Source organism: Methylomonas sp. MK1, from assembly GCF_000365425.1.
Classification (GTDB): Bacteria; Pseudomonadota; Gammaproteobacteria; order Methylococcales; family Methylomonadaceae; genus Methylomonas.
In genome coordinates this window covers 2671940-2695837 of sequence record NZ_AQOV01000001.1, presented here as the reverse complement: position 1 = coordinate 2695837, position 23898 = coordinate 2671940, and the positions used below count along the sequence as shown (strand labels likewise).

Below are 23898 nucleotides of genomic sequence, written 5' to 3'. Positions count from 1 at the left end.
CAAAAAATCGGCGGTTTTTTCGGAACAACGCCGCAAGTTCATATCCAACAAAACGGGTTACCCATCCATGATGCAATTCGACTGGACAACCTTTATCCTGGAAATCCTCAATTTCCTGGTCCTGGTGTGGATACTGCAACGCTTCCTGTATCGCCCGGTGCTGGCAATGCTCGATGCCCGTCAGCGGCGCATCAAAGATGAAACCGAGCAGGCCGCACAGTTGCGCAACGAAGCGGAAGCCCTGCGCCAACAATACGAACAACGGCTAACCGATTGGAATCAACAACAAGAAGCCAGTCGCCGGCAACTAGACGAAGAGTTAACTCAGTTGCGCAATACTGCAACGGAGAATCTGAAACAAACCCTAGCCGATGAAGAAGCCAAATTGCGGGTCCGCAACCAGACGCTGATTGCGGCACGGGAAGCGGCTTTGATAAGGGAAGCAGCGGGCGCGGCTTATGGACAGGCGGCGGCGATGTTGCAACGGCTGGCTTCGTCGCAATTGACGCAGACTATTGTCGAGGTATTTTTGCAGGATCTGCTTAACATGCCGGATAGCGAACAAACTGCACTGCGCAAAGCGGCGGCGATGCTGATTGCCGCTTCTGCGGTCGAGGTGCTTAGCGCGCACCCGTTGAGCGAAGCCGATCAAGCGCGAGTGACGGAAACCCTGTCGAATGCTGCCGGACAAACCTTGCAACTCACGTTCAAGGAAGACCCGGCTCTGATTGCCGGCCTGCGCGCCATAGTCGGCGAATGCCAATTGCACGCTAATCTGGCCGATGAGCTGGCGTTTTTCCGGCGCCAAGCCAATCATGGTTGAGCCGGTTAAAGCCTACCAATTTGGCCTGCGTCTATCCGAGCGCGGTTGCGTGGCCGGCATCGGTGACGGCATCGCCTGGATACGCGGTTTACCCACTGCCCGGCTTGATGAATTGATCGGTTTCGACGACGGCAGTACCGGTCTGGTGTTTCAGTTGGGCAGGGAAGTGCTGGGGGCGATTTTGTTGTCGCAAAACCGTGGCGTCACCGCCGGCATGGCCGTGCAGCATATCGGCCGCAAACTGGAAATTGGCGTTGGCGATACCTTGTTGGGGCGGGTGGTCGATCCGCTTGGCAGTCCGCTGGACGGATTGCCGCCGCCGGAATTGCGCCAATTTCGCTCATTGGAAGCTGCCGCGCCGCCCATCATCGAGCGCGATTTCGTCTCCGAACCTTTGTATACTGGCTGCAAGATTGTCGATACGCTGATTCCGATCGGTAAGGGCCAGCGCCAATTGATCATCGGTGACGACGGCATCGGCAAAAGCGCGCTGGCCCTGGACGCCGTGCTCAATCAACGTGGCCGTAATGTGTTGTGTGTGATGGTGTTGATCGGACAGCCGCGCTCTTCCGTCGCCGGAACGATAGAAGCGCTGCGCCAGGCCGATGCGCTGGCCTATACCGTGGTGGTGGTTGCTGAGGCCAACGCCTTGCCGGGTTTTCGCTACCTGGCGCCATTTGCCGGTTGCGCAATTGCCGAGCACTGGATGCGCATGGGCCGCGACACGTTGGTGGTCTACGACGATCTGACGCGTCACGCCCAGTCCTATCGCGAGCTGTCCTTGCTGTTGCAACGGCCACCGGGCCGCGAAGCGTATCCGGGCGATATTTTTTATCTGCATTCCCGGTTGTTGGAGCGTTCCACCGTGTTGTCGTCGGCATATGGTGGCGGCAGCATGACCGCCTTGCCTATCATCGAAACCCGCCAGGGCGAGCTGTCGGCGTACATTCCCACCAATCTGATTTCGATCACCGACGGCCAGATTTATCTGGAAAGCAAGCTGTTCGCGGCGGGCATGCTGCCGGCCATCGACATCGGCCGTTCGGTGTCGCGCATCGGCGGCAAGGCGCAGCATCCGGCCATCAAAACCGCTTCCGCGCATATTCGGCTGGATTATTTGCAATTTCTGGAGCTGGAGCTGTTCGCCCGTTTCGGTACGCGTTTAGAAGCCGGTGTCGAGGAAAAACTGCAACGCGGCCGATTGCTGCGGGAAATATTGAAACAGGACCGCTTGCAACCTTTGTCCGAACGAGCCCATCTGGCCTGGCTGCTGGCCTATGGCGAGGGCTTGCTGGAAAACCTCAAGCCGGAACAGGCGGCCGGCGTATTGGCGGAGCTGCTTGTAAAATTGCCGGATACCTTGATGTTGGATTCACCTAAAAAGCAATGGTTGTCAGCGTTGCGGCAATTATTGGCGGATAAACCATGAGCCAGCGTCGGGAAGTCGAGGCGCGATTAGCCTTGTTCGACGATTTGTCCGGCATCCTGGGGGCGATGCGCAGTTTTGCCTTGGCCGAGCTACGGAAAGTGGGTAAGCGCGAAGCCGCGCAGCAACAAGTGGTGCAATCGTTGCAGACGGCCTTGACTGATTTGGCCGACAGCTTACCGGAGCCGGTTTCAAGTCGGCCCGCCGACGATATTTGGCTGTTATTCGGTTCGGTGCGCGGTTTTTGCGGCAGCTTTAACGAAGACGTGATGCGCTATTGGCGAACAGAATCCACTCAGCAAGGCCCATTGATTCTCGTTGGTGAACGCCTGCACCAAATGGTTGAGGAGCGCACCGCGCTGCAACGGCTGCGCGGCGCCGACGGCGGCCTGGATGCCCCGGCGGCGATAGATAGTATTCTGACGGCGGTCGCGGAACTGCGAGGTGTCGAGTTCGGCTTGATAGCCTGTGTGCGTGACGAACAAGGTGCGCGCAGCCAACGTCTTTGGCCGCTGTCGGATGTGGCTAGTAGCGCCAGGCCAAACCCGCCGTTGACGTTTGCACCGGCAGCGGAAGTGGCTCAAGGCGTTGCCGAACATTATCTGTTTCACAGCTTGCTGGCCTTATTGTTGCGCTCGATTCGGGTGGAAAACCACATGCGGCTGATGCAGATGGAAACCGCGTTGCGACATCTTGAGCGCGGCGGCGAAGAATTACAACGACAACGCAATCGGCTGCGCCAGGAAGAAATCGTCGAGGAAATCGAGTTGATGGTGGGACGGCGTTAGATAATTCGGCTGTAGTCTAATATGAGCTGTTCAGAGCTTATTAGCGTTGCAGATCTTCCTGTTTGAAGTCTCGTCGCTTGTGGATTACGCCATGGATATAAACAGTTTCGCCGATTATTTCGTAAAGTATCCGGTATGAATATATGCCGATTTCGCGCACATTTTCCTCGCCAATTTCGGAAACTGTCCGGCCCAGCTTTGGCATGGTCGCCAGTACATCCACTTTAGCGAGAATGTCTTGCGTTACGCGGTTTGCGTAGAGTTTGGAATCACGAGCAATAAATTGATGTATCGAGTGGAGGTCTTCGCGCGCGGGTTTTGACCAAACAATCACCATTGTTCGATTTCGCGCTTGAGCTCTTCGTGGTGAATGAATTGGCCTTCAGTGATAGCTTCGCGGCTTTTACGTAACTTGTCGACGACGTAAAGCTGATACATGATTTCGTCAATGTCTGCGTTGTCAGGCAAACGGTCAATCGATTCCAGCGCTTCCTGTTTTAGAGTGGGTGTTTGCATGAATAGACTCCCATTGATGAATGGAGCTACACCATAAGACGCAATCAATAGGACGTCAATACGATATTGGTGTGGCGTTGACGCGATTAACCCGCCAATAAAGCAAATTTATAAACCATACTTCCGCCGCTTCCGCCAAAAAGTCGCCCGACTCATCCCCGCATATTGCGCGGCCTGTTCCAGATTGTCCGGGTTATTTTCCAAGGCTTCTCGGATCAATTCCGCTTCGTTTTGACTTTTTGGGCGCGGTGCAAGGCGCTGGTCAAGCGTTGCTGTCGGTCTAAGCGGTTCGCGGAACTCGGGCGGCAAATCGCCTATGCTCAGCTCGCTGTCGCGGCCGACCGCATAAGCGTATTCGACGACATTATTCAGTTCCCGGACATTGCCCGGCCACCGGTAATCCAGCAGCAGGCGCATCGCTTCCGGCGCGATGCTGTCGATATGGCGATGGCCTTGGGTGTTATGCCGGTCTATCAGATGTTGCAGCAACAGGCTGATGTCCTGGCGACGTTCGCGCAACGGCGGCAGAAAGATCGGCACGACCCGTAAGCGGTACATCAAATCCTCTCGAAACCGGCCGGCCTTGACCTCTTCGCGTAGCGATCTATGTGTGGCGGCGATAATCCGCACATCGACGCTGACCGCGCTATCGCCACCTACCGGGATGAAATTGCGTTCTTGTATCACGCGCAATAGTTTGGCTTGCAGTTCCAATGGCAACTCGGCTATCTCGTCCAAAAACAGCGTGCCGCCGTTGGCACGTTGAAACAAGCCGGCATGGTTGCGCACCGCGCCGGTGAATGCACCTTTCACATGACCAAATAACTCGCTTTCCAACAGGCTGGGGGTCAAGGCCGCGCAGTTGATCGCTAGAAACGGCTGATAGTGACGCGGGCTTTCCAGGTGCAATGCATGCGCCACCATCTCCTTACCGGTGCCAGATTCGCCGCGGATTAGCACGGTGGCTTCGGTTTCGGCGACGTTGCGGATGATTTTGATGGCCTCTTTCATCGCCGGGTCACGCGACAGAATGCCGTGAAAGCTGTCGCTGTCGTCCGGCTTTTGCTCGGGGGGGGTGTCGCTTTGTGGTTGCAAAAACTCAATCGCTCCGGCGAAGCCGCCATTGCTGTCGTAGAAGGCGCGGGCGGTTCGATAACAATTCAGCGTCCGGCCATCCGGGCGATGTATCCGTACCGCTTGCGACTTGACGATGCCGAGTTCGGCCAAGTTGCAGGGGTCGTTGTCGCTGTCGCAATTCAGTGCGGTTTTGCAAGGCTTGCCGATCGTCTCGGTCGCGCTCAAGCCGAACAATTGTTCGGCGCCTTTGCTCCATAGCAAGATGTCGCTATTACTGTCCACGATAAAGGCCGCGCCGCTTTCGAATAAGTCGGTCAACACTTCTACGACTTGATCGGCGCCGATTTGGCCGAGCCAACGTTTGAATAGGGGCGAGGAGGATGCCATGCGCTAAATCTCAGTTTGTTTCATTGGTGTTTCAAGTGTATCAGCATTGTTTCAGTATTTCATATTGAAACATCATCTGTAACCATTGCGAGGCCACCCTAAAAATCTATCGACTTATCACGCTGATCGGTGAAAATAAAATGTTCAGTTAAAACAAATGTATATATGTATTTAGCCCATGTTCTGCAGAGCTGATTTTATAAGTTGTGCGGAGATAAAGGCTGCCGATAAGCTGGCACGAGTATTGATATACAAACACTATATTCTTCTTATTTTGCGATAAACGAGGCAGGTCATGATTTTCAGACAACTCTTCGAAACAGAAACCTCCACCTACAGTTATTTGTTGGGCTGTGAACGTAGCCGTCGCGCCTGCCTGATCGATCCGGTCGCTTCGGAGCTGCCGATTTATATCGATTTACTGCAAAGCTTGGATTTAAAACTGATTTACACCCTGGAAACTCATGTGCACGCCGATCATATTACCGGTGCCGGTTTGTTGCGGGAAAAGCTTGGCAGTAAGAGTGTTGTGCATAGGGATGCAGGCGCGCTCTGCGCGGATTTGCTAGTCACCGACGGCGTGTTGTTGCAAGTGGGCGATCTGGATATTCAGGTGCGGCATACCCCCGGCCATACCGGAGGTTGCGTTAGTTATGTGATGGCTGATCGGGTGTTTACCGGCGATGCCTTGCTGATCGGCGGCAGCGGTCGCACCGACTTCCAGCAAGGCGATGCCGGCCAGCTTTACGACAGTATCACCGGCAAATTATTTACTTTGCCCCCTGATACTTTGGTTTATCCGGGACACGATTACCAGGGTAATACCGTGTCTACTATCAAACAGGAAATGGCTAAAAACCCCCGCGTGGGTCAAGGCCGCACGCGTGCTGAGTTCATAGCGATCATGAGCGAATTGAAGTTGGCTTATCCCAAGTTTATCGATCAGGCGCTGCCGGCCAATCAGTCTTGTGGGACGCTGGCCGAGTAGGCGGAGTTAACCGATGATCCTGACGCTGATCTTGGCAATCTGTATCGGCTTGCTGCTGGGCTTGTTGGGTGGCGGCGGTTCAATTTTGACGGTACCGATGCTGGTATACGTGCTGCATGTGCCGCCCAAGACAGCCATTGTCACCTCATTTGTGGTGGTGGGCGTATCCAGTCTGATGGCATTGCTTCCGCATGCGCGGCGCGGCCATGTTTGCTGGAAAAGCGCGCTGGTATTCGGTTTGGCCGGCATGTTAGGCGCATTTGGCGGCGGTCGCTTGGCCGGGCATTTTTCCGGCGAATGGCTAATGGTGTTTTTTGGAGCGATTACCTTGTTGACCGGCCTGGCGATGATCTTCAAGAAAGCGCCTAGCGAGACAACTATTGAGCAGGCATTACCAATGTGTCCTTTACAGACACCGATATTGCGCTTGTTATTCGATGGGGTTTTGGTCGGCGGTTTGACCGGGTTAGTGGGGGTCGGTGGCGGCTTTTTGATCGTGCCGGCATTGACCTTGTTGGTGGGTTTGCCGATGCCGGCGGCAATCGGTACCTCGTTACTGGTTATCGTGATGAACGCCACCGCCGGCTTGAGCGGATACGCCAATCACGCTCAGTTGGATATCGAGTTGATGATATTGGTCACAGCCGGTGCGGTGTGCGGCAGTTTTCTGGGCGGCTGGTTATCCAATTTTATTAGTGCGGCAGTGTTACGGCGCGGGTTTGGTTGGTTCGTGATGGTGGTGGCGGTTTACGTGTTGTTTAACGCCTTGAGTTGGCAACTGTTGGCATCCTTAGCGGTGTGGCAGGATGGCGAGCTTGCCTGGCGACGGGTGCTGGCCGGCTTAGCCGCCGTCTTGGCGCTAGGCCTAATCGGCAATCGTATTCATAGCCGCAAACCGCATATAGGCGCGGTGCCAATGTCGCCTCGGCAACACCTGTAAATTAGGCTAGACTAATATTGACGGTTGTGTTAGACCGTCACTTTCGTCATCCGGTGTTAACCGCTTGGCGCATAACTATAAAAATCGTTTGAGGAGGGTATATGTCTTATTCATTCAATAAGTCCCGTCGGCGCTTTTTTGCGCAAAGTGGCGCCGGATTAATGGCGTGGGCAGCAACGCCAGCGTGGTTGCGGGCCATGGAAAATATGGGCGACATGCCCAAAATACCGCCGCGAAAAGCCTCGGCCAATTTTCAACCGGATGTGGAATTGGACTTAATCTGCAAACCTGGCTCGGTCGCTATTTTGCCGGGTCAGCCTACGCGGGTGCAGCAATACTTTGCCAAGTTGGTGAAGGGACCGGCGCAAACCTTAACCGAAATTCCGGGTTCCTATTTAGGGCCGGTGCTGCGCTTCGAGAAAGGCCAGAAGATTCGAATCAATCTGCACAATCAGCTTAACGAACCCAGCATTACCCATTGGCATGGTTTGCACGTGCCTGCCGAAGTGGATGGTCATCCGCTGTACACGATAGATAGCGGTCAAGTGTTTGTGTATGAGTTTGAAATGCTCAACCGGGCCAGCATGAATATCTACCACCCGCACCCGCACAACACTACTGCGGAACAGGTTTATCACGGTTTGGCGGGCGCCATTTTGGTCAACGACGAGGAAGAACGGCGTCTGGAATTGCCCCGCGGCGAATACGAAGTCCCGATCGTGATTCAAGATAAATTGTTTGACGACAATAACCAACTCGTCTACGTGCGACACATGCGCGATCGGATGATGGGTTTTTACGGCGACCGGATTTTGGTGAACGGTCGCCCGAATTTTCAGCTCGACGTAGCCAGTCGAGCTTATCGTTTCCGCGTCCTCAACGGCTCAACGGCGCGCATCTACAAACTGGCTTGGGACGACAAATCGCCCGTCACTGTCATCGGCACCGATGGCGGTTTGCTGGAGGCTCCGGTCAATAAACCTTACGTGATGCTGGCCCCCGGCGAGCGTTTGGATATTTGGGCGGATTTCAGCGGGCGTAAAGTCGGCTCTCAGTTGGTGTTGCGCAGCCGTTCTTTTTCCGGCGTATTGCCGGGAATGATGGGCGGTGGCCAAGGTGAACATGGGCGCATGGGCGGCGGCATGGGTATGCACGGCAGTACCTTGCCGGTGGGTAGCGACTATCCAATTTTTACGGTGAAAGTCACCCGGCAAGTAAGCGATAGTCCGAAATTGCCCAACAGTTTGGCGCAAATTCACCATTACGGCTTAAGCGACACGGCCAATCCTGGTAAACCGGTGCCTATCGCTATTTCGGAAGGACCGATGCGCATGGTTTTAAATGGTCGGCCCTATGCTTATAACGATATTTTGCCGAGTGAGCGCATTCCACTGAATACCGTGCAATTGCTGGAGATTTTTCATGCGCACGGTGGCGGCGGTCATGGGGAGAAAGCCAGTGGCGAACACCAAGGTGCAGAGAAGGCCGATTCCGGTAGCCACAAAATGGGCGGCATGGGCATGAGGGGTGGCATGCGACACGATGATGATAACAAGCAAGGCGAGGGTGGTCATCGGCGCATGGGTATGATGGGCATGCGCCATGGCGGCGATAGCGACGACACCGGCGGTCATCAGATGGGTGGCATGGGAGGCATGGGCGGTGGCATGGGCATGATGATGTCTATGGCGCATCCGATTCATTTGCACGGCCAATATTTTCAAATCCTGAGCCGAACCATCGCCAATAACGAAAGTGCAGATTACGCAACGGTTAAAGAGGGTTTTATCGAAGGCGGCTGGAAAGATACAGTGCTGGTCATGCCTGGCGAGCGGGTAAAAATCATCAAGCCCTTTCAGGATTTTAAAGGTTTGTTTATGTACCACTGCCACAACCTGGAACACGAAGATATGGGCATGATGCGCGATTTCTTGGTGGGATGAGCAGACGACGCTAATTGGCAGGGAGCGGGATATGACGGTGATCAACAGGCATTTAACAGTCGAGGGCATGCACTGCCCTGGTTGTGAAGACACCATTCGCCTCGCGCTGATTAATTTGCCGGGTGTGATAAGGGTAGAGGTCAGCTATGCGCGAGCGACGGTTGACGTGCAATTCGACGATCAACTTACCAACGAGGCGGCGCTGCACCAAGCCATTTGCGCCAAGGGTTACGGCGTGGAACTGACGCCACCCGCTGCTAGCGGTAAGCTGAAAGGCCTGTTGATTTTTCTGTTGTTATTGCTAGTGGTCGGTGGCGTGGCATTCTGGGGCAAGAGTTTGATGCCGGGCGTGATGCAACAAATCACACCGCATATGGATCAAGCGGTGTTGCTGGGCATCGGTTTTCTCACGGGTTTTCATTGTATCGGCATGTGTGGTGGTTTTGTGGTGGGTTATACCGATCCCGCCAAACCCCAAACCCGCCAATTGCTGGCGCATTTAAGTTACGCATTCGGCAAGACCTTGTCCTACAGCGCCCTCGGCGCTGGGTTTGGCCTGTTAGGCGCCACCATCGCTATTACCCCGCAGATACGAGGCGGGCTGGCTTTAGCCGCTAGCGTATTTCTGTTGCTATACGGTCTGAAGATGCTCGGCTTCTTTGCCGTCTTGCGCCGCTTTACTTTGCGCATGCCCAAGGCAGTCAATCGCCAGCTTGCAGATGAAATGCGCAAGCCACGCAGTGCTTTGCGTACCGGCTTGTTGACGGGCTTATTGCTGGGCTGCGGGCCGCTACAGGCCATGTATGTGATGGCCGCCGGCAGCGGCGACCCGGTGCAGGGTGCGCTGATCCTATTCTGGTTTGGCCTCGGTACTTTGGCACCGTTGTTGGGCTTTGGGTTTTTCGCCAGCTTGTTGTCGCCGGTTTTTATGCGGCAACTGGTAAAAGTATCCGCAATATTGGTTATCGCGATGGGCGTCATGATGGCGCAGCGCGGCTTGAAAATCGTCCAAGCAGATCCTATGTCTGCGGCGATGCCGGCGCATACCCAGCCCGGAAAGTGAGTTAACGTATTGGATGTTCAAGCCCGTTACCAGCCTAACGTGGCGATTTTGTTGTTCGCCTTATCGACTGTCATTATTCGCAAGCCAAGTGGCGATATCTGAGCAGGCAGGTTTTACGGATAAAGGCGAAGCTTCGCTGTCGACGGTTAAAAGAGCTATTATCAACCTACGCCCCATCAGGATACATTCGCAAAGGACAACAAAGATGCACAGATCTTTATTACTCGCTGTGTTGGTGCTAATCGTACCCATGGTCCAGGCGATCCCGCCTTTCGATCCGGCACGACTGGACGAAGTGCAAGAACGTGGCAGCCATGTCATGCCGTTTGACCTGGAAAAAACCTTACATATTTTTAATAAAACCGACACCGGCGGCATCCAGCAAGTCATTGCCAAAGATGTTGCGGATACTGAGCAAATCGGCTTGGCGCGCAGCCACCTGGCGCAACTGGCTGCGGGGTTTGCCAAAGGCGATTTTTCCGGGCCGCGCCGCATTCATGGTGATGATATGCCGGGGCTTAAAGCCTTGGCGTCCGCTGCCGGAACAGTCAGTTTTGTGTATCGGGATTTGCCGAACGGCGCGGAAATCGAGTATCGAACGGAAGATAAACAGATGATAGCAGCGGTACACAGCTATTTCGATGCCCAACTCAGCGATCACGCCCGTCATGCAGTGCCCGGCGGACAGCATATGCACCACGGCCACCGCCAGCCTTAATCGATAATAAGACGGAAAGTTGTCACTGAACACCTACTGAATAGCCAGGTGTATTCTTGATTCAATCTGCCCGCAAACTCAGGAATCGATTCGCTGTGAAATAGTGCCATTCGATTGGCCTTTCCTTGCGACGATTTTGTTGTTAAAAAGCCCTTATCTAACGGCGATAAGGGGGACGACATGTCCGGACTGGCGACAAAACACGCGTCTTCTACCAAAGGCGCAGCTATAAGCACGGTCCCCCGGCATTGGCTAAGCCGCCCTGGATACTGGTTAGGCTGGGCCTTAATGCTGGCCTTGTTCTCTACCGTCATCGCCTTCCAGCAAGTGCCGCACCGTAACGCCTATCGTCCTGAACCCAAATTGTCGAGTTGGAATTATTGGGGATACCCAATCGAGCGCAACGCTTTTCGGCGATTGCCGGCCATCGCCGGGAATCTCAACGATCTGGCTGTTTCCGAAGATGGTCAGCATATTTGGGCTGTGGGTGATGGCGGTTTGATCATCTACAGTACGGATGCTGGCGTGAGTTGGCAGCAAGGGCAAATTGGGCCTCCTGCGCCAATAACACCTTTGGCGCGAGCCGACGGTTTTTGGATTAAGGCAGCGCAAGCCGAGATGCCGGCGGCCGAGCCGCAACAGCAGCAATCGGTTCCAACTAACCTAGACAATGCACCTTTCAACGTTCGGAATGCCGACGGCGGCGAGGTAAATGCTGCCAGGGTGATAACCCCTGCGCTCGATTACGCAAACCAGTCGCCAGTCCAAAAATCGCCGAGTGCGCCGCAAGAGCAAGACTTAACTGCGGCAAAGACCAATAATGAGCCAGCGACACCCACTCCAAAAAACTCAGCTCAAGCAAGTACAGTCGATAAGACGGGCGAACCCGTTTCGCCGCCACCCGTTCAGAAGCAAACGCCGAGTGGACGGGATCCGAAGCGCGCCAATTTATATTCCGTGTATTTCGTCGACACCTCTCATGGTTGGGCGGTCGGCGAAGATGGTGTGATTCTGGTCACCGCCGATGGCGCCAAAAGTTGGCAGCTCCAAACCAGCGGCACGAAGGAAATATTGAACAGCGTGCATTTTGTCGATCCCGCGCATGGCTGGGCAGTAGGCCAGGCGGGCCTCATTCTGGCTACCGCAGACGGTGGTAAAAGTTGGAAAAATCAGGCGAGTGTTGCCGGGTCACATCTGAATAGTGTGACGTTTTCCGATGAACTGCATGGTTGGGCCGTCGGTGATCTTGGGGTCATACTTGCCACCGCAGACGGCGGTCAAACTTGGCAAGCTCAAGCTAAAAATGCCAATCAAATTTTTCAATCGGTAGATTTTATCGATAATCGGCGCGGTTGGGCCGTGGGAACGGGTGGGCGTATCGTTGCCACCACGGATGGAGGCAACACCTGGCAGTCGCAACCCAACCAGGTGTCGCAATTTCTGCGTAGTGTCAGCTTGCTAAAAGACGGCTTACGGGCTTGGGTGGCTGGCACGAACGGCACCCTCGCAGCGACGACTGACGGCGGACTAAACTGGCGAATACTAACCAGCGGAACTTCCGGTGAGTTGCGTAACGTTAAATTTTCTCAGAACGGTTCGCACGGTTGGGCAGTCGGTGCTGACGGAACCATAGTCGCCAGCACTGACGGTGGCAATAGTTGGCAGGCTGCAAGCCAGAAGGTTTTTAGCAGTGTGCAATTTATGAATAATCGTCAACTTGGCTGGGTAATTGGCGCTGATGGCGCAGTTTTGTCCAGTACCGATGGGGGGCGAAATTGGCGAAGCCAGGAAATTCAAACCCATCAAGACCTATTTGGCATGCACATTTTAGCGGATGGCCAACGTGGCTGGTTGACCGGTGGCAATGGGGTTATTTTTGCTACCAGCGATGCTGGGAAAAATTGGCGTGCTCAAAACAACAACACCAAGATATTCTTATTCAGAGTTCAATTTCTCAATGACGGTTTGCATGGTTGGGCAGTCGGCGACGGGGGGCTTCTGGTAACCCGCGATGGAGGCAAAAACTGGCAACTTGACCCTAATATATGGGGAACACTTTTTGCCATGCATTTTTCGGAGGATGGTCTGCGAGGTTGGCTGGCCGACGTCAGCGGTAAGTCGGACTTTACTGCGGATGGTGGCTTGACTTGGCAATCGCAAGTGATTGGTTCAACGGTAGGTATTCTCGATCTTCAGTTTCAGGCCGACAATATAAACGGTTGGGCTGTCGGCTCTAAGGGGGCAATTTTTTCCACATCCGATGGCGGAAGAAATTGGCACGCTCAAGTGAGTACGACCCAACAGAATCTCAGAGGATCAGCTTTCGCCGGCGACGGCAGTCGTGGTTGGGCAGTCGGTGTCGGCGGCACGGTAGTGTCTACTACAAATAGCGGTGGCACATGGCAGGCGCAAAACAGTAATACCTCAGTAAACTTGATTGATATAGATGCCGACAACGAAGGCCGATATGCCTGGACCGTCGGCACAGCCGGCACCCTACTCGCGACCAGCGACGGCGGCGAACATTGGCAGGATCCGGTATTGCCTTATCAGCGCTATCCGGCACCCTGGTATTACTTGAGTTGGTTGCCGATCATGCTGTTGTTCAGCCGTGGTTTGCGCTTGCAGTTGACCGAACTGCGCGAACCGGAAGCCCATGATCCCAACTTAGGCATCAATCCCACCGCTGCTTCTGATAAACCCACCGGGCCTGGCAGTAAGGACTATCTGGGCAGTTTGCAGTTGGCTCGGGATTTGTCCGCGTTTCTGCGCAACGAAAACACCCAGCCGCCATTGACCCTGGCGATTACCGGCGATTGGGGCTGCGGCAAAAGTTCGGTGATGAATTATTTGCAAGCCGAATTACGGCGGGAGGGTTTGCGGCCGGTCTGGTACAACGCCTGGCACCATCAGGAAGAACAACAGGTGCTGGGTTCCATCCTGGAATGCGTGCGCCAGCAGGCTACGCCGCCGCTATGGCCTTGGCTGTTGCCGGGCCTGTGGTTTCGGTTGCGTTTGTTGACGCATCGGCGATTTTGGCTACAGCTGCTGGCGGCTTTGCTGTTGACCGGATTTTGTTGGTTGGCGGCGTTTGCGTATTTTCATGAAGAGGCGGAAGAAAATCAGGTGTGGCACTTCGCTTCCCATCTGGCTGGCTTGGAGCAACCGGCGGTGCTGACTGCACAAGGCCACGCCCGCTTATGTGCTCAAGTCGATGGTGTCAACAATCCGGCCAAGTCCCCTGCTGACCAGCTGTTTAGCCCTGCCGATTGCGAGAAACTGCAATGTTTAGTGAACGCAGCTGTCTCCGGCGTAACCAAAGATCCGGCAAATTGCAAAGATACCTTAAGCGCCTTCGCCAGCGACGACGAGTTACTGGCTCAAGCCGGGAAAGTACTCGAGCATGAATTAACGCAAGAGCGTAAGCAAGCCATCGTTAAGCAACTGGAACATAGCCCCGGCAAAGCGCCGTTTGCTTTGCCGGCCTGGTTGACAGCTTTGTTGACGGTGCTGACTACCGTGGCTGGTGTGGTGGTGGTCAAGGGGGCGTCGTTGTTTGGATTGGCCAGCACCGATTTGTTGAAAACCGCGATCAGCAAAACCGGCGTTATCGAAGCAGCCGAACCGGTGGGTACCCGGCAAATCTGGGAGCGACGCTTCGAGCGTTTAACTGGGCTTTTAGGCCGGCGCCGCTTGGTGTTATTTATCGACGATCTGGACCGGTGCAGCCGCGAGCATGCGCTGCGGGTGCTGGAAACCTGTAATTTCTTGGTCAGCAGCGGCGAGTTGTTCATCGTCATGGGCATCGCTCCCAAATATGTGCTGGCAAACGTCAAACTGCATTTCAAGGAACTCGCGGAAGCCCTGCACGAATTCGACGACAATGGTCAAACTGGGGTTGGTACAGAGGGCCAGACTCAGCATGCCCCAATTCAAAAACCACGCAGTCTGGCACGCTTTTATCTGCAAAAATTGATCAACATTGAAGTGCCGGTGCCTACCGCCGGTAGCGAGGCCATGTTGAACCTGTTAACCGGCAACGGCGGCGAGGAGGATGGTCTAGGTCAACGCGATCAGCGCTTACAAAAAATTAGCAATGGTCTGGTTTTGACATTGCAGGTTTTTGTCCTGTTGGCCGCGATGGCTTGGGTGGCTTATCACGCCAGTCAGCCTATACCTGGCACGTCAAACCCGCCGGTTTTGGCAACACAGTCGGTGGCAGCAGCGGCTAAGTCAGTGGAGACCAATGCCGAGCCTGTTGCCGATATGTCCGACAAACTTAAAGCCGAATCCGGCATTACTTCGTTTCGCGCCGATTTCAACCTCGAACAACTGACGCCCTGGCCGCAACGCATCGGCTATGGCTTGTTGCTGCTGTTTATGCTGTTGGTCGGTGGTTTGGCGTGGGTAGGTGTCAACGAAAGGGCGCGAAATTGGCTGGTGGATAATCTGGACGTGGCTTACAAAGCCTTTGGTCGGGACTGGTTCGGGCCGAGGCAAACTCAGGATACGCCGGAGTTTGCCTCAGCCTTGCGGATCTGGTACCCGCTGATTCACCAAACCCAGTCACAGCCGCCGGAGATCAATTCGCCGCGTACCGTCAAAGCCTTTTTAAATCGCTTGCGCTGCTTCGCCAGTCGCTGGCCGAAAACGACTGGCGCGCACGGCGAAGCGCAGTTGGTGGCGTTGGCAGCGTTGCATTTTTATTTGGGTGAAGAGGGCTTTGAAAAAGCCGCTAACGATTTAAAACTAGCCGCTACCAGCGGTGCTTATTTGAGTGCGCATCCCAATTCCGCGCAATCCATGACCCAACATTTGCAAGCATTTGGTCCGCCCAGCGACGACGACTGCCGACTGTTTAAATATTTCATCGAAAACCTGGAAATCCATAAGCTGCAGTGAGCCGGAACGGAATACCGGTGAAAAATAGGGCTGGGTTAATAGCCCGAGTATTGACCAAGTTTTGCTGTATCTATTTAGCGATTGTTAAGCGTAGGGTGGATAAGCAGTGCGCATCCACCAAAATTGCCGGATGCGCTTCGCTTACCCCGGCCGGCTCGAGTAGGGGAGAGCCAATGCCTTTAAGTTAAGAACTTGTAGGTGCGAATTTATTCGCGCTATGGGCGCCAAACGTCGAATAAATTCGCGACTACAGTATGGTCAACTCTTAACTCAACGGCGTTTGGAGAGAAACCATGGGATAGATCAGTCCCAACAACTAATTTTTCAGCCATTCCTGATTCGGCAGCCAATTAGTTATCCATCGCGGTAAGTCCGCGGCCGGCATGGGCCGGGCGATGCCGTAGCCTTGGGCGTTGTCGCAACCCAGCTTCAGCAGCAGCAGGCCGTGTTCTTCCGTTTCGACGCCTTCGGCTATTACTTGCCGATGAAAGGCGGCGGTGAGATTGATGATGCCGGCGACGATAGCCAAATCTTCCGGGTCGCCGAGGATGTCGCGAATAAACGATTGATCGATCTTTAAGGTTTCGGCCGGCAAGGCTTTCAGGTAGGTTAGCGACGAATAACCGGTACCGAAATCGTCCAATGCAAAGCCGACGCCCAGTTTTTGGCATTCCTTCATCACGGCGGTGACTCTGCCAATATCCTCCAGCGCTGCTGTTTCCAGTATCTCCAGTTCCAGGCAGTGGGGGCGCAATTGCGGATGGGCGGCAAAGCCGGTTTTCAAGGTTTCGACGAAGTCCTGGTGTAGTAAGTGGCGCGGGGCGATATTGATACTAATGGCAATGTTCAAGCCCATGTCTTGCCAGATTTGCAGGTGGTCCAGGGCGCGGGCCAAGACCCAATTGCCTAGCGCTATGACCAGCTCGGTGCCTTCTGTGTCGGGTAAAAACGCCGCAGGCGACAATAAGCCACGCTCGGGATGCTGCCAGCGAATCAATGCTTCCGCGCCCAGTACTTTACCCAGGCGCATATTAACCTTGGGTTGAAAATACAGCACGAACTGGTTATTCAGCAGCGCGGTTTCGATTTGCGTTAAGGTTTCGCCGCGTATCAGCGCTATCCGATCCAGTTCCTGATCGAACAGGTGGTAGCGATTTTTGCCTCGTTGTTTGGCGACATACATGGCCTGGTCGGCATGCCGCAACAACGTGTCCGCGCTCGCCAGATCGTCGGGGTACAGCGTAAGGCCCACGCTGGCGGAGACGCAGACCAGGTTATCTGCAATCGACATGGGTTCCGCGACTTTGCAAAGCATGCGCTCCAATACCGCCTCGCATTCGCGGCTGTCGTTAAAATCCAGCAATAGCAGCACAAACTCATCGCCGCCGATGCGAGCCACAGTATCGCCGGCGCGCAGGCAGTCGCGGATGCGTAGGGATGTTTCAATCAGCAATTGATCGCCCACTTCGTGGCCGTACTGATCGTTGACCGGTTTAAAACCATCCAGATCCAGATAGCATACCGCCATATGGTTGCCGGCACGGTGCGTGTGGGCCAGTGCTTGTGCGAGGCGGTCGGCCAGCAACACGCGGTTGGGAATGCCGGTCAGCGGATCGAAATGGGCGATGCGTTCCAGGTCGTATTCATGGTTCTTCAGAGGCGTGATGTCCGCCGATAAGCCGATGTAATGATGAATTTGGCCATCGTCGTCCCGCACCACCGAAATTGACGTCAGTGCCGCGAAGACTTCGCCCTTTTTGTTGCGGTTCCACAGTTCGCCGCTCCAATGATCGTGTGTGTTTAGCGATTGCCACATGGATTTATAAAACTCCGCCGATTGCCGACCGGATTTGAGCATGCTGGGGTTTTTACCCAACACTTCTTCGCGTGCGTAACCAGTGATTCGGCTAAAAGCCGCGTTGACATCGATGATGCGATTCTCGCTGTCGGTAATGACTACGCTGTCGTGAGTGTGGGCGAAGACGCTGGCCGCCAAGCGTTGTTCAGCTTCGCGGCGTTGCAGTTCCTGACGAAATTGTTCGCGTTCCAACAGGTTGCGAATCCGCAAGCGGGCAATTTCGATACTGATGGGTTTGGTCAGATAGTCCGCGGCGCCCAAGGAAAAGCCCTGGGCCTCGGCTTGAATTTCGTTCAAAGCGGTAACGAATACAATCGGAATGTCCTTTAATAGCGGACTGGCCTTGATCCGCCGACAGGTTTCGTAGCCGTCCATATCCGGCATCATAATATCGAGCAGAATCAGATTGGGCGGCTCATCCAGCGCCAGTTCCAGGCCTTTACCGCCGGAGGTGGCGATTTGAATTTGATAATCGTCCTGTAATGCCAAGCCCAACAAGGCCAGGTTGGCGGGGCTGTCGTCAATGGCGAGAATTTTCAACTGCTTGCTGTTCATTCGGTTTGTACTCCATCCCAACCCAAGGCTGAATAAAGCTGCCGCAATTGCTGGCGTGCCTGGTCGAATTTCATTTCGTTGACCGATTGAGCTATTTCGGAAAACCGCGGTTCTACCGCACTAGCGCGCAGTAAATTCTGCAATGCTTTAACGTGATTAATGGCATGGAACATGTTTTTGGCAAGTAAGTTGTCGAGTTCGTCCAGTAGCGGCCGTATTTCTTGGTTGCGGTGCAGCAAGGCGATGTCTTCCTTACTGATTGCCGGGTTGGTCACCGCAAAGACGGGTTGCTCCGGATGGATGGGCGTATCTCGATAGTGCCCGGTCTTGACTGCTGCGGAATAGATTTCCGCGCACGGGGCGAGTAAGCGCGGTTGTTCCCGATTGTGGTTATGCAGTTGACAATCAACCAGGTCGCAGCGAATTTTGAACCAGAACCGCGCGCCCATGCCGGGACTACTTTCCACGCCGGCTTCGCCCTGCATCAGCCCGGCAAAACGCTGGACGATGGATAAGCCCAGGCCGGTGCCGGCGTAACGCCGCGTCGAACTGGCGTCGATTTGGGTAAAAGGTTTGAATAGTAGGCTTTGTTGGTCGGCGGCAATACCGATGCCTTGATCGGACACAGAAAATTCCAGTTGTGCTTGCGAACCTTGCCGACGCAACTCCGTTACCTGGATTTGGATCGCGCCATGATTGGTAAATTTGATGGCATTGCTGACCAGATTTGAGAGCATTTGCCTGACTCTGATTTGATCCAGTAGATAGCATTGCTCGCAGGGGCCGAGCCAGACGGTTTCGATTTGCAGGTTTTTCTGAAGCGCGCTTTCCCTGAACAGCGACTGTACTTCGGTGATGATTTGCCGAGGCTGCGCGGCTGAGTAAACCAGCTCCAGCCGATTCGCCTCGATTTTGGACAAATCCAACACATCGTTTAACAGGGTTAACAGGGTTTGTCCGGATGCGAGGATAGTGCGGGCGCATTCTTGATGCCTGCTTGGGTCGCAGTCCGGTAGACTCAGCAGTTGCGCCATTCCCAAGATACCGTTCAATGGGGTGCGGATTTCGTGCGACATGGTGGCCAGGAAATTACTTTTGGCCTGATTCGCGCTTTCCGCGATGCGGGTCTTAATTTCGTTGCTTAAAATCAGCGCCATGTGCGAGAAAAACGGCGATAGATAATCGCGCATTTGCGCAGAGCCCAACATGTCAGTCATTTTGATGGCGCCGATTAATTCTTTGCCCACCTGTAAGGGCATGACCCAGGTGCAGGCAATGGCCGGGGTCATGCCGCGCAGCAGCGTGTGCTGAGAATCTGTGGCTTGTTCGACAAAGCGGCGCTGCTGAAAAACTTCGTTGATCAAGGGGTCGTCGATATGGTCGATAACTTGGCGGTCGCCGGCCAAATTGGCGTAATGGATTGTCCCCGCGTCCAGATAATAAATTTCGATATTGCTGCCGCCCAAACTGCCGCACAAAGCAGTCATTAAGCTCTCCAGCAGCCCTTCGACGCCGGCGATGGGGTTTAACAGCTCCAGCATGTGCAGAATCAAATATAGATTCGCCTTTTCTTCCGAAAGCTTGCGGACGCGGGTTTCCAATTGCTTGACCCGTTCCTGCAACTCTTGATTGGAAGGTGCTTGAGTCATTGTTCCGCGGCAAGCCGGCGTTGAATGGCATCGGCCAAAACGGTTTCCAAATGCTCCAGGCCGACATCCATCCATTCCAGCGGCAAATCCACGAAGCGCGCAGCGGTTTCGGCGGCGGCGCTGAAATCGCCGTTACACGGGGTGCGCAGCGCCAGGATATATTTGTGGCTACTGTGAAATATCTCCCTGATCACCGTCATGTTCGCGCCGAAGCAGGCGGTGATCATCGGTTCCCAGGTCAAGGCCCAGTCTTCCAGTAAAAAATACGCGCCTTTTTCCAGTTCCTGCATGAATAATTCGTAGCCCAACAGCATCACAATACAGTTTTGGCCTTGGGTACGGCAGGTGTGGTGGCCTTCCAGATATTTTTCCATCAACGGGTGGCAGCCGCCGTAAAACACCACGGTTTTCTCGCCGAGTTTTTCGCGCTCTTCCAATGCCTGATTCAATTCCGTCGATAAACGATTCAGGTAATTGTGCAAGGCCGAATCCAGATAATGGGTGTGGACGTTCCAGTGATTTTTCGCGATTAATCTATCCACTTCCTTACGTAAGATGCCGCAGCCTATCATGGTCAGAGGTGTTTGATTTTCCGGCTGTATCGCGAAGGTTTTCATGGCTGTCTCCCATATTCGAATGCGGCAGCGACCATGGCTCTAATATTGGCCTCGGGCACTGCCAATGGCATTACGCCGTTACCGAACAAAAAATGGCCGCCGGTTTTGCCTATTTCGACAATACGCTGCACTTCGGCGCGGGTTTGCTCGGCGCTCCAGTGAATCATTTTTATATCGTCGATTACCCCGCAGGTCAGGCCGCGAGTATTGATCAGGCGTTTGGCTTCGGCAATGTCGGCGAGCGGGCTGATGTGGTGGGTTTTGATGTGAAGTTCATCGAAAACTAAGTCGATCACATCGTTGAATGGCGCCATGCCACAGTAATAGACGATGTCTTCGTTATCGCCAGGCAGCAGGTCTCGCCGCATCCAGGGCATCACGATTTGCTCTATTTGTTTGCGGCTGACGAAATACGGTGAGCCGAATGGCGTGGAATAAATCAGTACATTGGCGCCGAAGGCGCGGAGCGCAGCGATTTCCTTTTGGACGAAATCCGAGCACTTTCGCAGCAATTCGTCGCGGACATCGAATGGCCCGAGCAGGAATAGCTCCATCCATTTATCCATGCCCATCAAGATAGCCGGCAACGTGGTCGAGGCCGTGATGTACGCGCAAATCGGATGCGTGGCGCCGACTTCGCTGCGCAAAATCTTTAGGCTGTCGGCAACGGGTTGCCAGGCTGGTTGTTGGGTAATGTCGGCGGGAATTTCGAGTTTGGCGATGTCGTCCAGGTTTTTGATGATGAAGTCGGCGACATTCGGTACGCCGTCGTCGGCAAACAGGATTTCCCGGCACCCCAACAATTCGGCTTCCTTGCCTACGTAATGCAGGCTCCAGATGTTGTCGTAGCCGTAGCGCTGCAACAGGCGTAATTGACCATCGGCGACATATTCGCCCCTGCTGAAGTATTCCTTGGCGGTCATAGCCAATTCCCGGGCGCCGTGATCGGGCAGATTGCAAAAAACCGGGATGCGCGGCGCGGGGCTGCCGGTCGTCGCGGCGCTGAGAATTTCCAAGGGTGTCATGGCTTAACCTCGCGAATCAAATCGACAATGACTTTGGCGGCGGTGACGCCATCCGGCGCCCAGGCATCCGCGCCGACCTTGATGTACAACTCCGGATCGAAACGGTAGGGAGCGCCGCCTACCGCCAGTTTGATTTGTTGTTCCAAGCCGCGCTCTTGTAAAAGTGCGCGCACACCCAAACTGCCTTTTTCGCTGGTGGCGGTGTGGACCATCATCGCGGATACCGCGATGACTTGAGCGTTCTCGGTCATTGCGGTATCGACGAATTTTTCGGCACTGACATTGGTGCCCAGATCGACCACATCCACCATCAGCGATTTCAAACAGCCGCTGACGATCCGTTTGCCCAAGGAATGCAGGTCGCCGTAAGCGGCGCCGATGACGACGCGACCTATCATTTCCGGCGGTTTACTGAATTTTTCCAGCATTTTTTCGGTGACGTCGGCGGCGATTTGCGCAGTCATGAAATGCTGAGCCAGATTGGCGTCAGGATCCTTTTCGATCAAAGTCATCATCAATTCGACGGCCGGGATGACTAATTTGAAGACGATATCTTCCGGGCTGAATCCGTCGCTCAAGGCCTGATTGACGACATCCAGAGCACCCTGCTTATCGGTCTCGAATACCGCTTGGTTGTAGGATTGAATATAAGCGTCGAGCATTACTGGAATTCCTCGATGGACATGGGCTGCAAGCGTAAATTGTCGATGAAGCGGTTTTCATATTCGAAAACCCCGCCGAGATTGACCACGTGCGCCCGTTGCATAATATTACTTAATAGACTTGGCCCAGCTGGATTCAACAGCAGTTGTTCGCAACCGGCCAAACTGGCATTGGCCAGCAGGCTGATCCGCTCGCGGGGCATTGTCGGCAGTAAACCGACCCGGAACGCGCTGTTTAGGTCCAGATGTTGCCCAAAACTTCCGCAAATCCATAACCTGTCTAAATCGTTTACGGACAAGCGTGCTAAAGCCAGCAATTGTGCCATGGCAGCGGCTGTCGATGCCTTGGCACGCTGGAAAATATCGATGTCGCTCGCAAAAATGGCACTTTTTGGTATGTCGGCTTGCAATAAAAAGCCATGTTCGGTTGGTGGCTCGGCGAAGCGTCCAGACGGTTTCAGGTGCTTTTGGTCCAGCAGCAAGGCAATTGCATCAATGAAACCGCTGGCGCAATAGCCGCGCGCCTGGGCATCTCCTATCGTCTGTAAGCCGTTTGCCGACACTTTGCAAATTGCACCGGCCTCGGCGGTTAAGCCGTTGCGCATGCCCACCCCTTCGAAAGCGGGGCCGCCCGGCACGGAACTGGCCCACAGGTGGGTGCCGTCCCATACCGCGATTTCGGTATTGGTGCCGAAGTCGGCTAACAACATCGGTTGCGATTGTTCGGTAACGCCGGTGGCGAGCAGGTCGGCCAGCAAATCCGAACCAATAAAGCCGGCCAGTGCTTGAGCGATGTCGATGTCGGCATGCGGTGTACGCCATATTTGGCGCCAGGTATCGGCATCCGCGGGCAGGCAGGCGATAGGGCTTTGCCAGTTCTCGGGTTGGTAGAGGCTGTCGCCGCTATTGCCGCAAATCAGTGTCAACATCGCGGTATTGCCGACGATCAACACCTTGCCCAGCTCTGCCAGTATCGGCGTTATTTCGCCCATATCGCGGCTGAGAATATCGCGTATACCGTCCATGATCGCATCGCGCGCTTGCTGGCCTATGCGGCGGCAATCTTGCTCGTCCAGGCGCTCGGCATCCAGCCGGGTCAGAACATCGGCGCCATACGCGACTTGCGGATTGATACTGTAACGGGTGCCGATGCGTCGGCCGGATTGTCGATTCCACAATGACAGGCGGATGTGTGTCGTCCCCAGATCGACCGCCACACCATAGACATATTCGGAAACGGCTGGATTGCCTTGGGCTCGATAAAGCGGGGTTGGATCCAGACTTTTCCATACGGAATGCGGCGCTGGATTTTCCAGGTAAAGCGTGCAGTCGCTGCGCGCCCGCAACTGGCAGGCCAAACGTATGCCGCTAGCCAGATCTTCCGGTAGCAACTTTTGCCGTTCCGCCAGCGTCGGCGGATTAAACTCGCCGTTGACGGTTTGAATCAGACACGCGCCACAGGTGCCCAAACCGCCACAGGCTGCGCGTACGCGTAAATCGGTGGTGTCGAGGGCTTGGCGGACCGACAGAGCAGGTTTAAGCGGTATGCGTAGCGTCTGTTCGTTACTGGCGACCGTCGCCAGCATATCGCCAGTTGGGGGCTCTGGTCGTCCGGCATCGGGTGCGATGGTGATCATTGGCGATGGAAACCTGTATGAGTGATAGCAATTGCGCCTTCGCCTTCGTTAAGGTCTGGCATGATCTGGGTTTTGATCTATTCGGCATTGGCAAAACAGCCAGTGGTTTTCCCCTATCATTTTAGTGCGTATCGGCCGTTTCGCTGGCCCAATCCTGTTGTGTAAGCGATTTGTCTTTATCAGATCGGCTTTTACGGCATAAACTCCCCGATATGCGGCTAAGCTTTGCCGAAAAAGCGCTTTGGGCTAAGGGCACACTGTTCGTGCTGGAATGTCATCGACAATCGGGTAAACTTTGCCGATGCGCCAAAAAGCGGGCTCGTG

18 protein-coding genes are annotated in these 23898 nt (G+C 54.5%); 9 read left to right on the top strand and 9 right to left on the bottom strand.

What is annotated here, in order from left to right:
• Positions 1–67 precede the first annotated feature (67 nt).
• Genes G006_RS0112795 through G006_RS0112785 form a run of 3 tightly spaced genes read left to right on the top strand, consistent with a single transcriptional unit; the run spans position 68 to position 3037 of the window.
• Complete coding sequence (locus G006_RS0112795) at positions 68–823, top strand: F0F1 ATP synthase subunit delta (protein WP_020483594.1); 756 nt, start codon at positions 68–70, stop codon at positions 821–823.
• Entirely contained in the window at positions 783–2252 is a 1470-nt protein-coding gene (locus G006_RS0112790; RefSeq protein ID WP_020483593.1) for a F0F1 ATP synthase subunit alpha, read from the top strand. The genes G006_RS0112795 and G006_RS0112790 overlap by 41 nt, the downstream gene beginning before the upstream one ends.
• Complete coding sequence (locus tag G006_RS0112785; protein ID WP_020483592.1) at positions 2249–3037, top strand: F0F1 ATP synthase subunit gamma; 789 nt, start codon at positions 2249–2251, stop codon at positions 3035–3037. Before G006_RS0112790 ends, G006_RS0112785 begins: the two co-directional genes overlap by 4 nt.
• 40 nt (positions 3038–3077) lie before the next feature.
• On the opposite strand, the gene G006_RS0112780 is transcribed toward G006_RS0112785, so the two are convergent.
• The 3 genes from G006_RS0112780 to G006_RS0112770 all read right to left on the bottom strand — a co-directional run bounded on the left by G006_RS0112780 (position 3078) and on the right by G006_RS0112770 (position 5017).
• The gene (locus G006_RS0112780; RefSeq protein ID WP_020483591.1) at positions 3078–3374 is read right to left on the bottom strand and encodes a type II toxin-antitoxin system RelE/ParE family toxin; all 297 of its coding nucleotides are present in this window, start codon (positions 3372–3374) and stop codon (positions 3078–3080) included.
• Positions 3368–3553 carry a hypothetical protein gene (locus G006_RS0112775; RefSeq protein ID WP_020483590.1) on the bottom strand — a complete coding sequence of 62 codons (186 nt, stop codon included), beginning with the start codon at positions 3551–3553 and terminating at the stop codon, positions 3368–3370. The genes G006_RS0112780 and G006_RS0112775 overlap by 7 nt, the downstream gene beginning before the upstream one ends.
• A 108-nt stretch (positions 3554–3661) precedes the next feature.
• Positions 3662–5017: a sigma-54 interaction domain-containing protein gene (locus G006_RS0112770; protein ID WP_020483589.1), complete on the bottom strand. Its 1356-nt coding sequence runs from the start codon at positions 5015–5017 to the stop codon at positions 3662–3664.
• 295 nt (positions 5018–5312) lie between these two features.
• On the opposite strand from G006_RS0112770, the gene G006_RS0112765 reads away from it, so the two are divergent.
• The 6 genes from G006_RS0112765 (at position 5313) to G006_RS27115 (ending at position 15571) form a co-directional block, all read left to right on the top strand.
• Positions 5313–6005: an MBL fold metallo-hydrolase gene (locus tag G006_RS0112765; protein WP_020483588.1), complete on the top strand. Its 693-nt coding sequence runs from the start codon at positions 5313–5315 to the stop codon at positions 6003–6005.
• Between the two features lie 13 nt (positions 6006–6018).
• Positions 6019–6945, top strand: coding sequence for a sulfite exporter TauE/SafE family protein (locus G006_RS0112760; RefSeq protein WP_020483587.1), 927 nt, complete (start codon positions 6019–6021; stop codon positions 6943–6945).
• Between the two features lie 101 nt (positions 6946–7046).
• Positions 7047–8888, top strand: coding sequence for a multicopper oxidase family protein (locus tag G006_RS0112755; RefSeq protein WP_020483586.1), 1842 nt, complete (start codon positions 7047–7049; stop codon positions 8886–8888).
• A 31-nt stretch (positions 8889–8919) separates the two neighbouring features.
• On the top strand, positions 8920–9951 hold the full coding sequence (locus G006_RS0112750) for an urease accessory protein UreH domain-containing protein (RefSeq protein ID WP_020483585.1): 1032 nt from the start codon (positions 8920–8922) through the stop codon (positions 9949–9951).
• A 205-nt stretch (positions 9952–10156) separates the two neighbouring features.
• A complete protein-coding gene (locus G006_RS0112745; RefSeq protein ID WP_020483584.1) occupies positions 10157–10669 on the top strand; it encodes a hypothetical protein in 513 nt (170 codons plus the stop codon).
• A 180-nt stretch (positions 10670–10849) separates the two neighbouring features.
• Positions 10850–15571, top strand: coding sequence for a YCF48-related protein (locus G006_RS27115; RefSeq protein WP_081607935.1), 4722 nt, complete (start codon positions 10850–10852; stop codon positions 15569–15571).
• A gap of 316 nt (positions 15572–15887) precedes the next feature.
• Here G006_RS27115 and G006_RS0112735 read toward each other — a convergent pair whose 3' ends face one another.
• The 6 genes from G006_RS0112735 to G006_RS0112710 are packed head-to-tail and all read right to left on the bottom strand — an operon-like array spanning position 15888 to position 23574.
• A complete protein-coding gene (locus G006_RS0112735) occupies positions 15888–17984 on the bottom strand; it encodes a two-component system response regulator (RefSeq protein ID WP_020483582.1) in 2097 nt (698 codons plus the stop codon).
• On the bottom strand, positions 17981–19633 hold the full coding sequence (locus tag G006_RS27110) for a sensor histidine kinase (RefSeq protein WP_020483581.1): 1653 nt from the start codon (positions 19631–19633) through the stop codon (positions 17981–17983). The genes G006_RS0112735 and G006_RS27110 overlap by 4 nt, the downstream gene beginning before the upstream one ends.
• Entirely contained in the window at positions 19630–20250 is a 621-nt protein-coding gene (locus G006_RS0112725) for a DUF1638 domain-containing protein (protein WP_020483580.1), read from the bottom strand. Before G006_RS0112725 ends, G006_RS27110 begins: the two co-directional genes overlap by 4 nt.
• Positions 20247–21275: a uroporphyrinogen decarboxylase family protein gene (locus G006_RS0112720; protein WP_020483579.1), complete on the bottom strand. Its 1029-nt coding sequence runs from the start codon at positions 21273–21275 to the stop codon at positions 20247–20249. Before G006_RS0112720 ends, G006_RS0112725 begins: the two co-directional genes overlap by 4 nt.
• On the bottom strand, positions 21272–21937 hold the full coding sequence (locus tag G006_RS0112715) for a cobalamin B12-binding domain-containing protein (protein ID WP_020483578.1): 666 nt from the start codon (positions 21935–21937) through the stop codon (positions 21272–21274). Before G006_RS0112715 ends, G006_RS0112720 begins: the two co-directional genes overlap by 4 nt.
• Positions 21937–23574, bottom strand: coding sequence for an ASKHA domain-containing protein (locus G006_RS0112710; RefSeq protein ID WP_020483577.1), 1638 nt, complete (start codon positions 23572–23574; stop codon positions 21937–21939). Before G006_RS0112710 ends, G006_RS0112715 begins: the two co-directional genes overlap by 1 nt.
• Positions 23575–23898: the final 324 nt, after the last annotated feature.

Coding starts and splice junctions, on each gene's coding strand:
- G006_RS0112795 (WP_020483594.1), top strand. CDS start 68: ATGATGCAATTCGACTGGACAACCTTTATCCTGGAAATCCTCAATTTC.
- G006_RS0112790 (WP_020483593.1), top strand. CDS start 783: ATGAGCTGGCGTTTTTCCGGCGCCAAGCCAATCATGGTTGAGCCGGTT.
- G006_RS0112785 (WP_020483592.1), top strand. CDS start 2,249: ATGAGCCAGCGTCGGGAAGTCGAGGCGCGATTAGCCTTGTTCGACGAT.
- G006_RS0112780 (WP_020483591.1), bottom strand. CDS start 3,374: ATGGTGATTGTTTGGTCAAAACCCGCGCGCGAAGACCTCCACTCGATA.
- G006_RS0112775 (WP_020483590.1), bottom strand. CDS start 3,553: ATGCAAACACCCACTCTAAAACAGGAAGCGCTGGAATCGATTGACCGT.
- G006_RS0112770 (WP_020483589.1), bottom strand. CDS start 5,017: ATGGCATCCTCCTCGCCCCTATTCAAACGTTGGCTCGGCCAAATCGGC.
- G006_RS0112765 (WP_020483588.1), top strand. CDS start 5,313: ATGATTTTCAGACAACTCTTCGAAACAGAAACCTCCACCTACAGTTAT.
- G006_RS0112760 (WP_020483587.1), top strand. CDS start 6,019: ATGATCCTGACGCTGATCTTGGCAATCTGTATCGGCTTGCTGCTGGGC.
- G006_RS0112755 (WP_020483586.1), top strand. CDS start 7,047: ATGTCTTATTCATTCAATAAGTCCCGTCGGCGCTTTTTTGCGCAAAGT.
- G006_RS0112750 (WP_020483585.1), top strand. CDS start 8,920: ATGACGGTGATCAACAGGCATTTAACAGTCGAGGGCATGCACTGCCCT.
- G006_RS0112745 (WP_020483584.1), top strand. CDS start 10,157: ATGCACAGATCTTTATTACTCGCTGTGTTGGTGCTAATCGTACCCATG.
- G006_RS27115 (WP_081607935.1), top strand. CDS start 10,850: ATGTCCGGACTGGCGACAAAACACGCGTCTTCTACCAAAGGCGCAGCT.
- G006_RS0112735 (WP_020483582.1), bottom strand. CDS start 17,984: ATGAACAGCAAGCAGTTGAAAATTCTCGCCATTGACGACAGCCCCGCC.
- G006_RS27110 (WP_020483581.1), bottom strand. CDS start 19,633: ATGACTCAAGCACCTTCCAATCAAGAGTTGCAGGAACGGGTCAAGCAA.
- G006_RS0112725 (WP_020483580.1), bottom strand. CDS start 20,250: ATGAAAACCTTCGCGATACAGCCGGAAAATCAAACACCTCTGACCATG.
- G006_RS0112720 (WP_020483579.1), bottom strand. CDS start 21,275: ATGACACCCTTGGAAATTCTCAGCGCCGCGACGACCGGCAGCCCCGCG.
- G006_RS0112715 (WP_020483578.1), bottom strand. CDS start 21,937: ATGCTCGACGCTTATATTCAATCCTACAACCAAGCGGTATTCGAGACC.
- G006_RS0112710 (WP_020483577.1), bottom strand. CDS start 23,574: ATGATCACCATCGCACCCGATGCCGGACGACCAGAGCCCCCAACTGGC.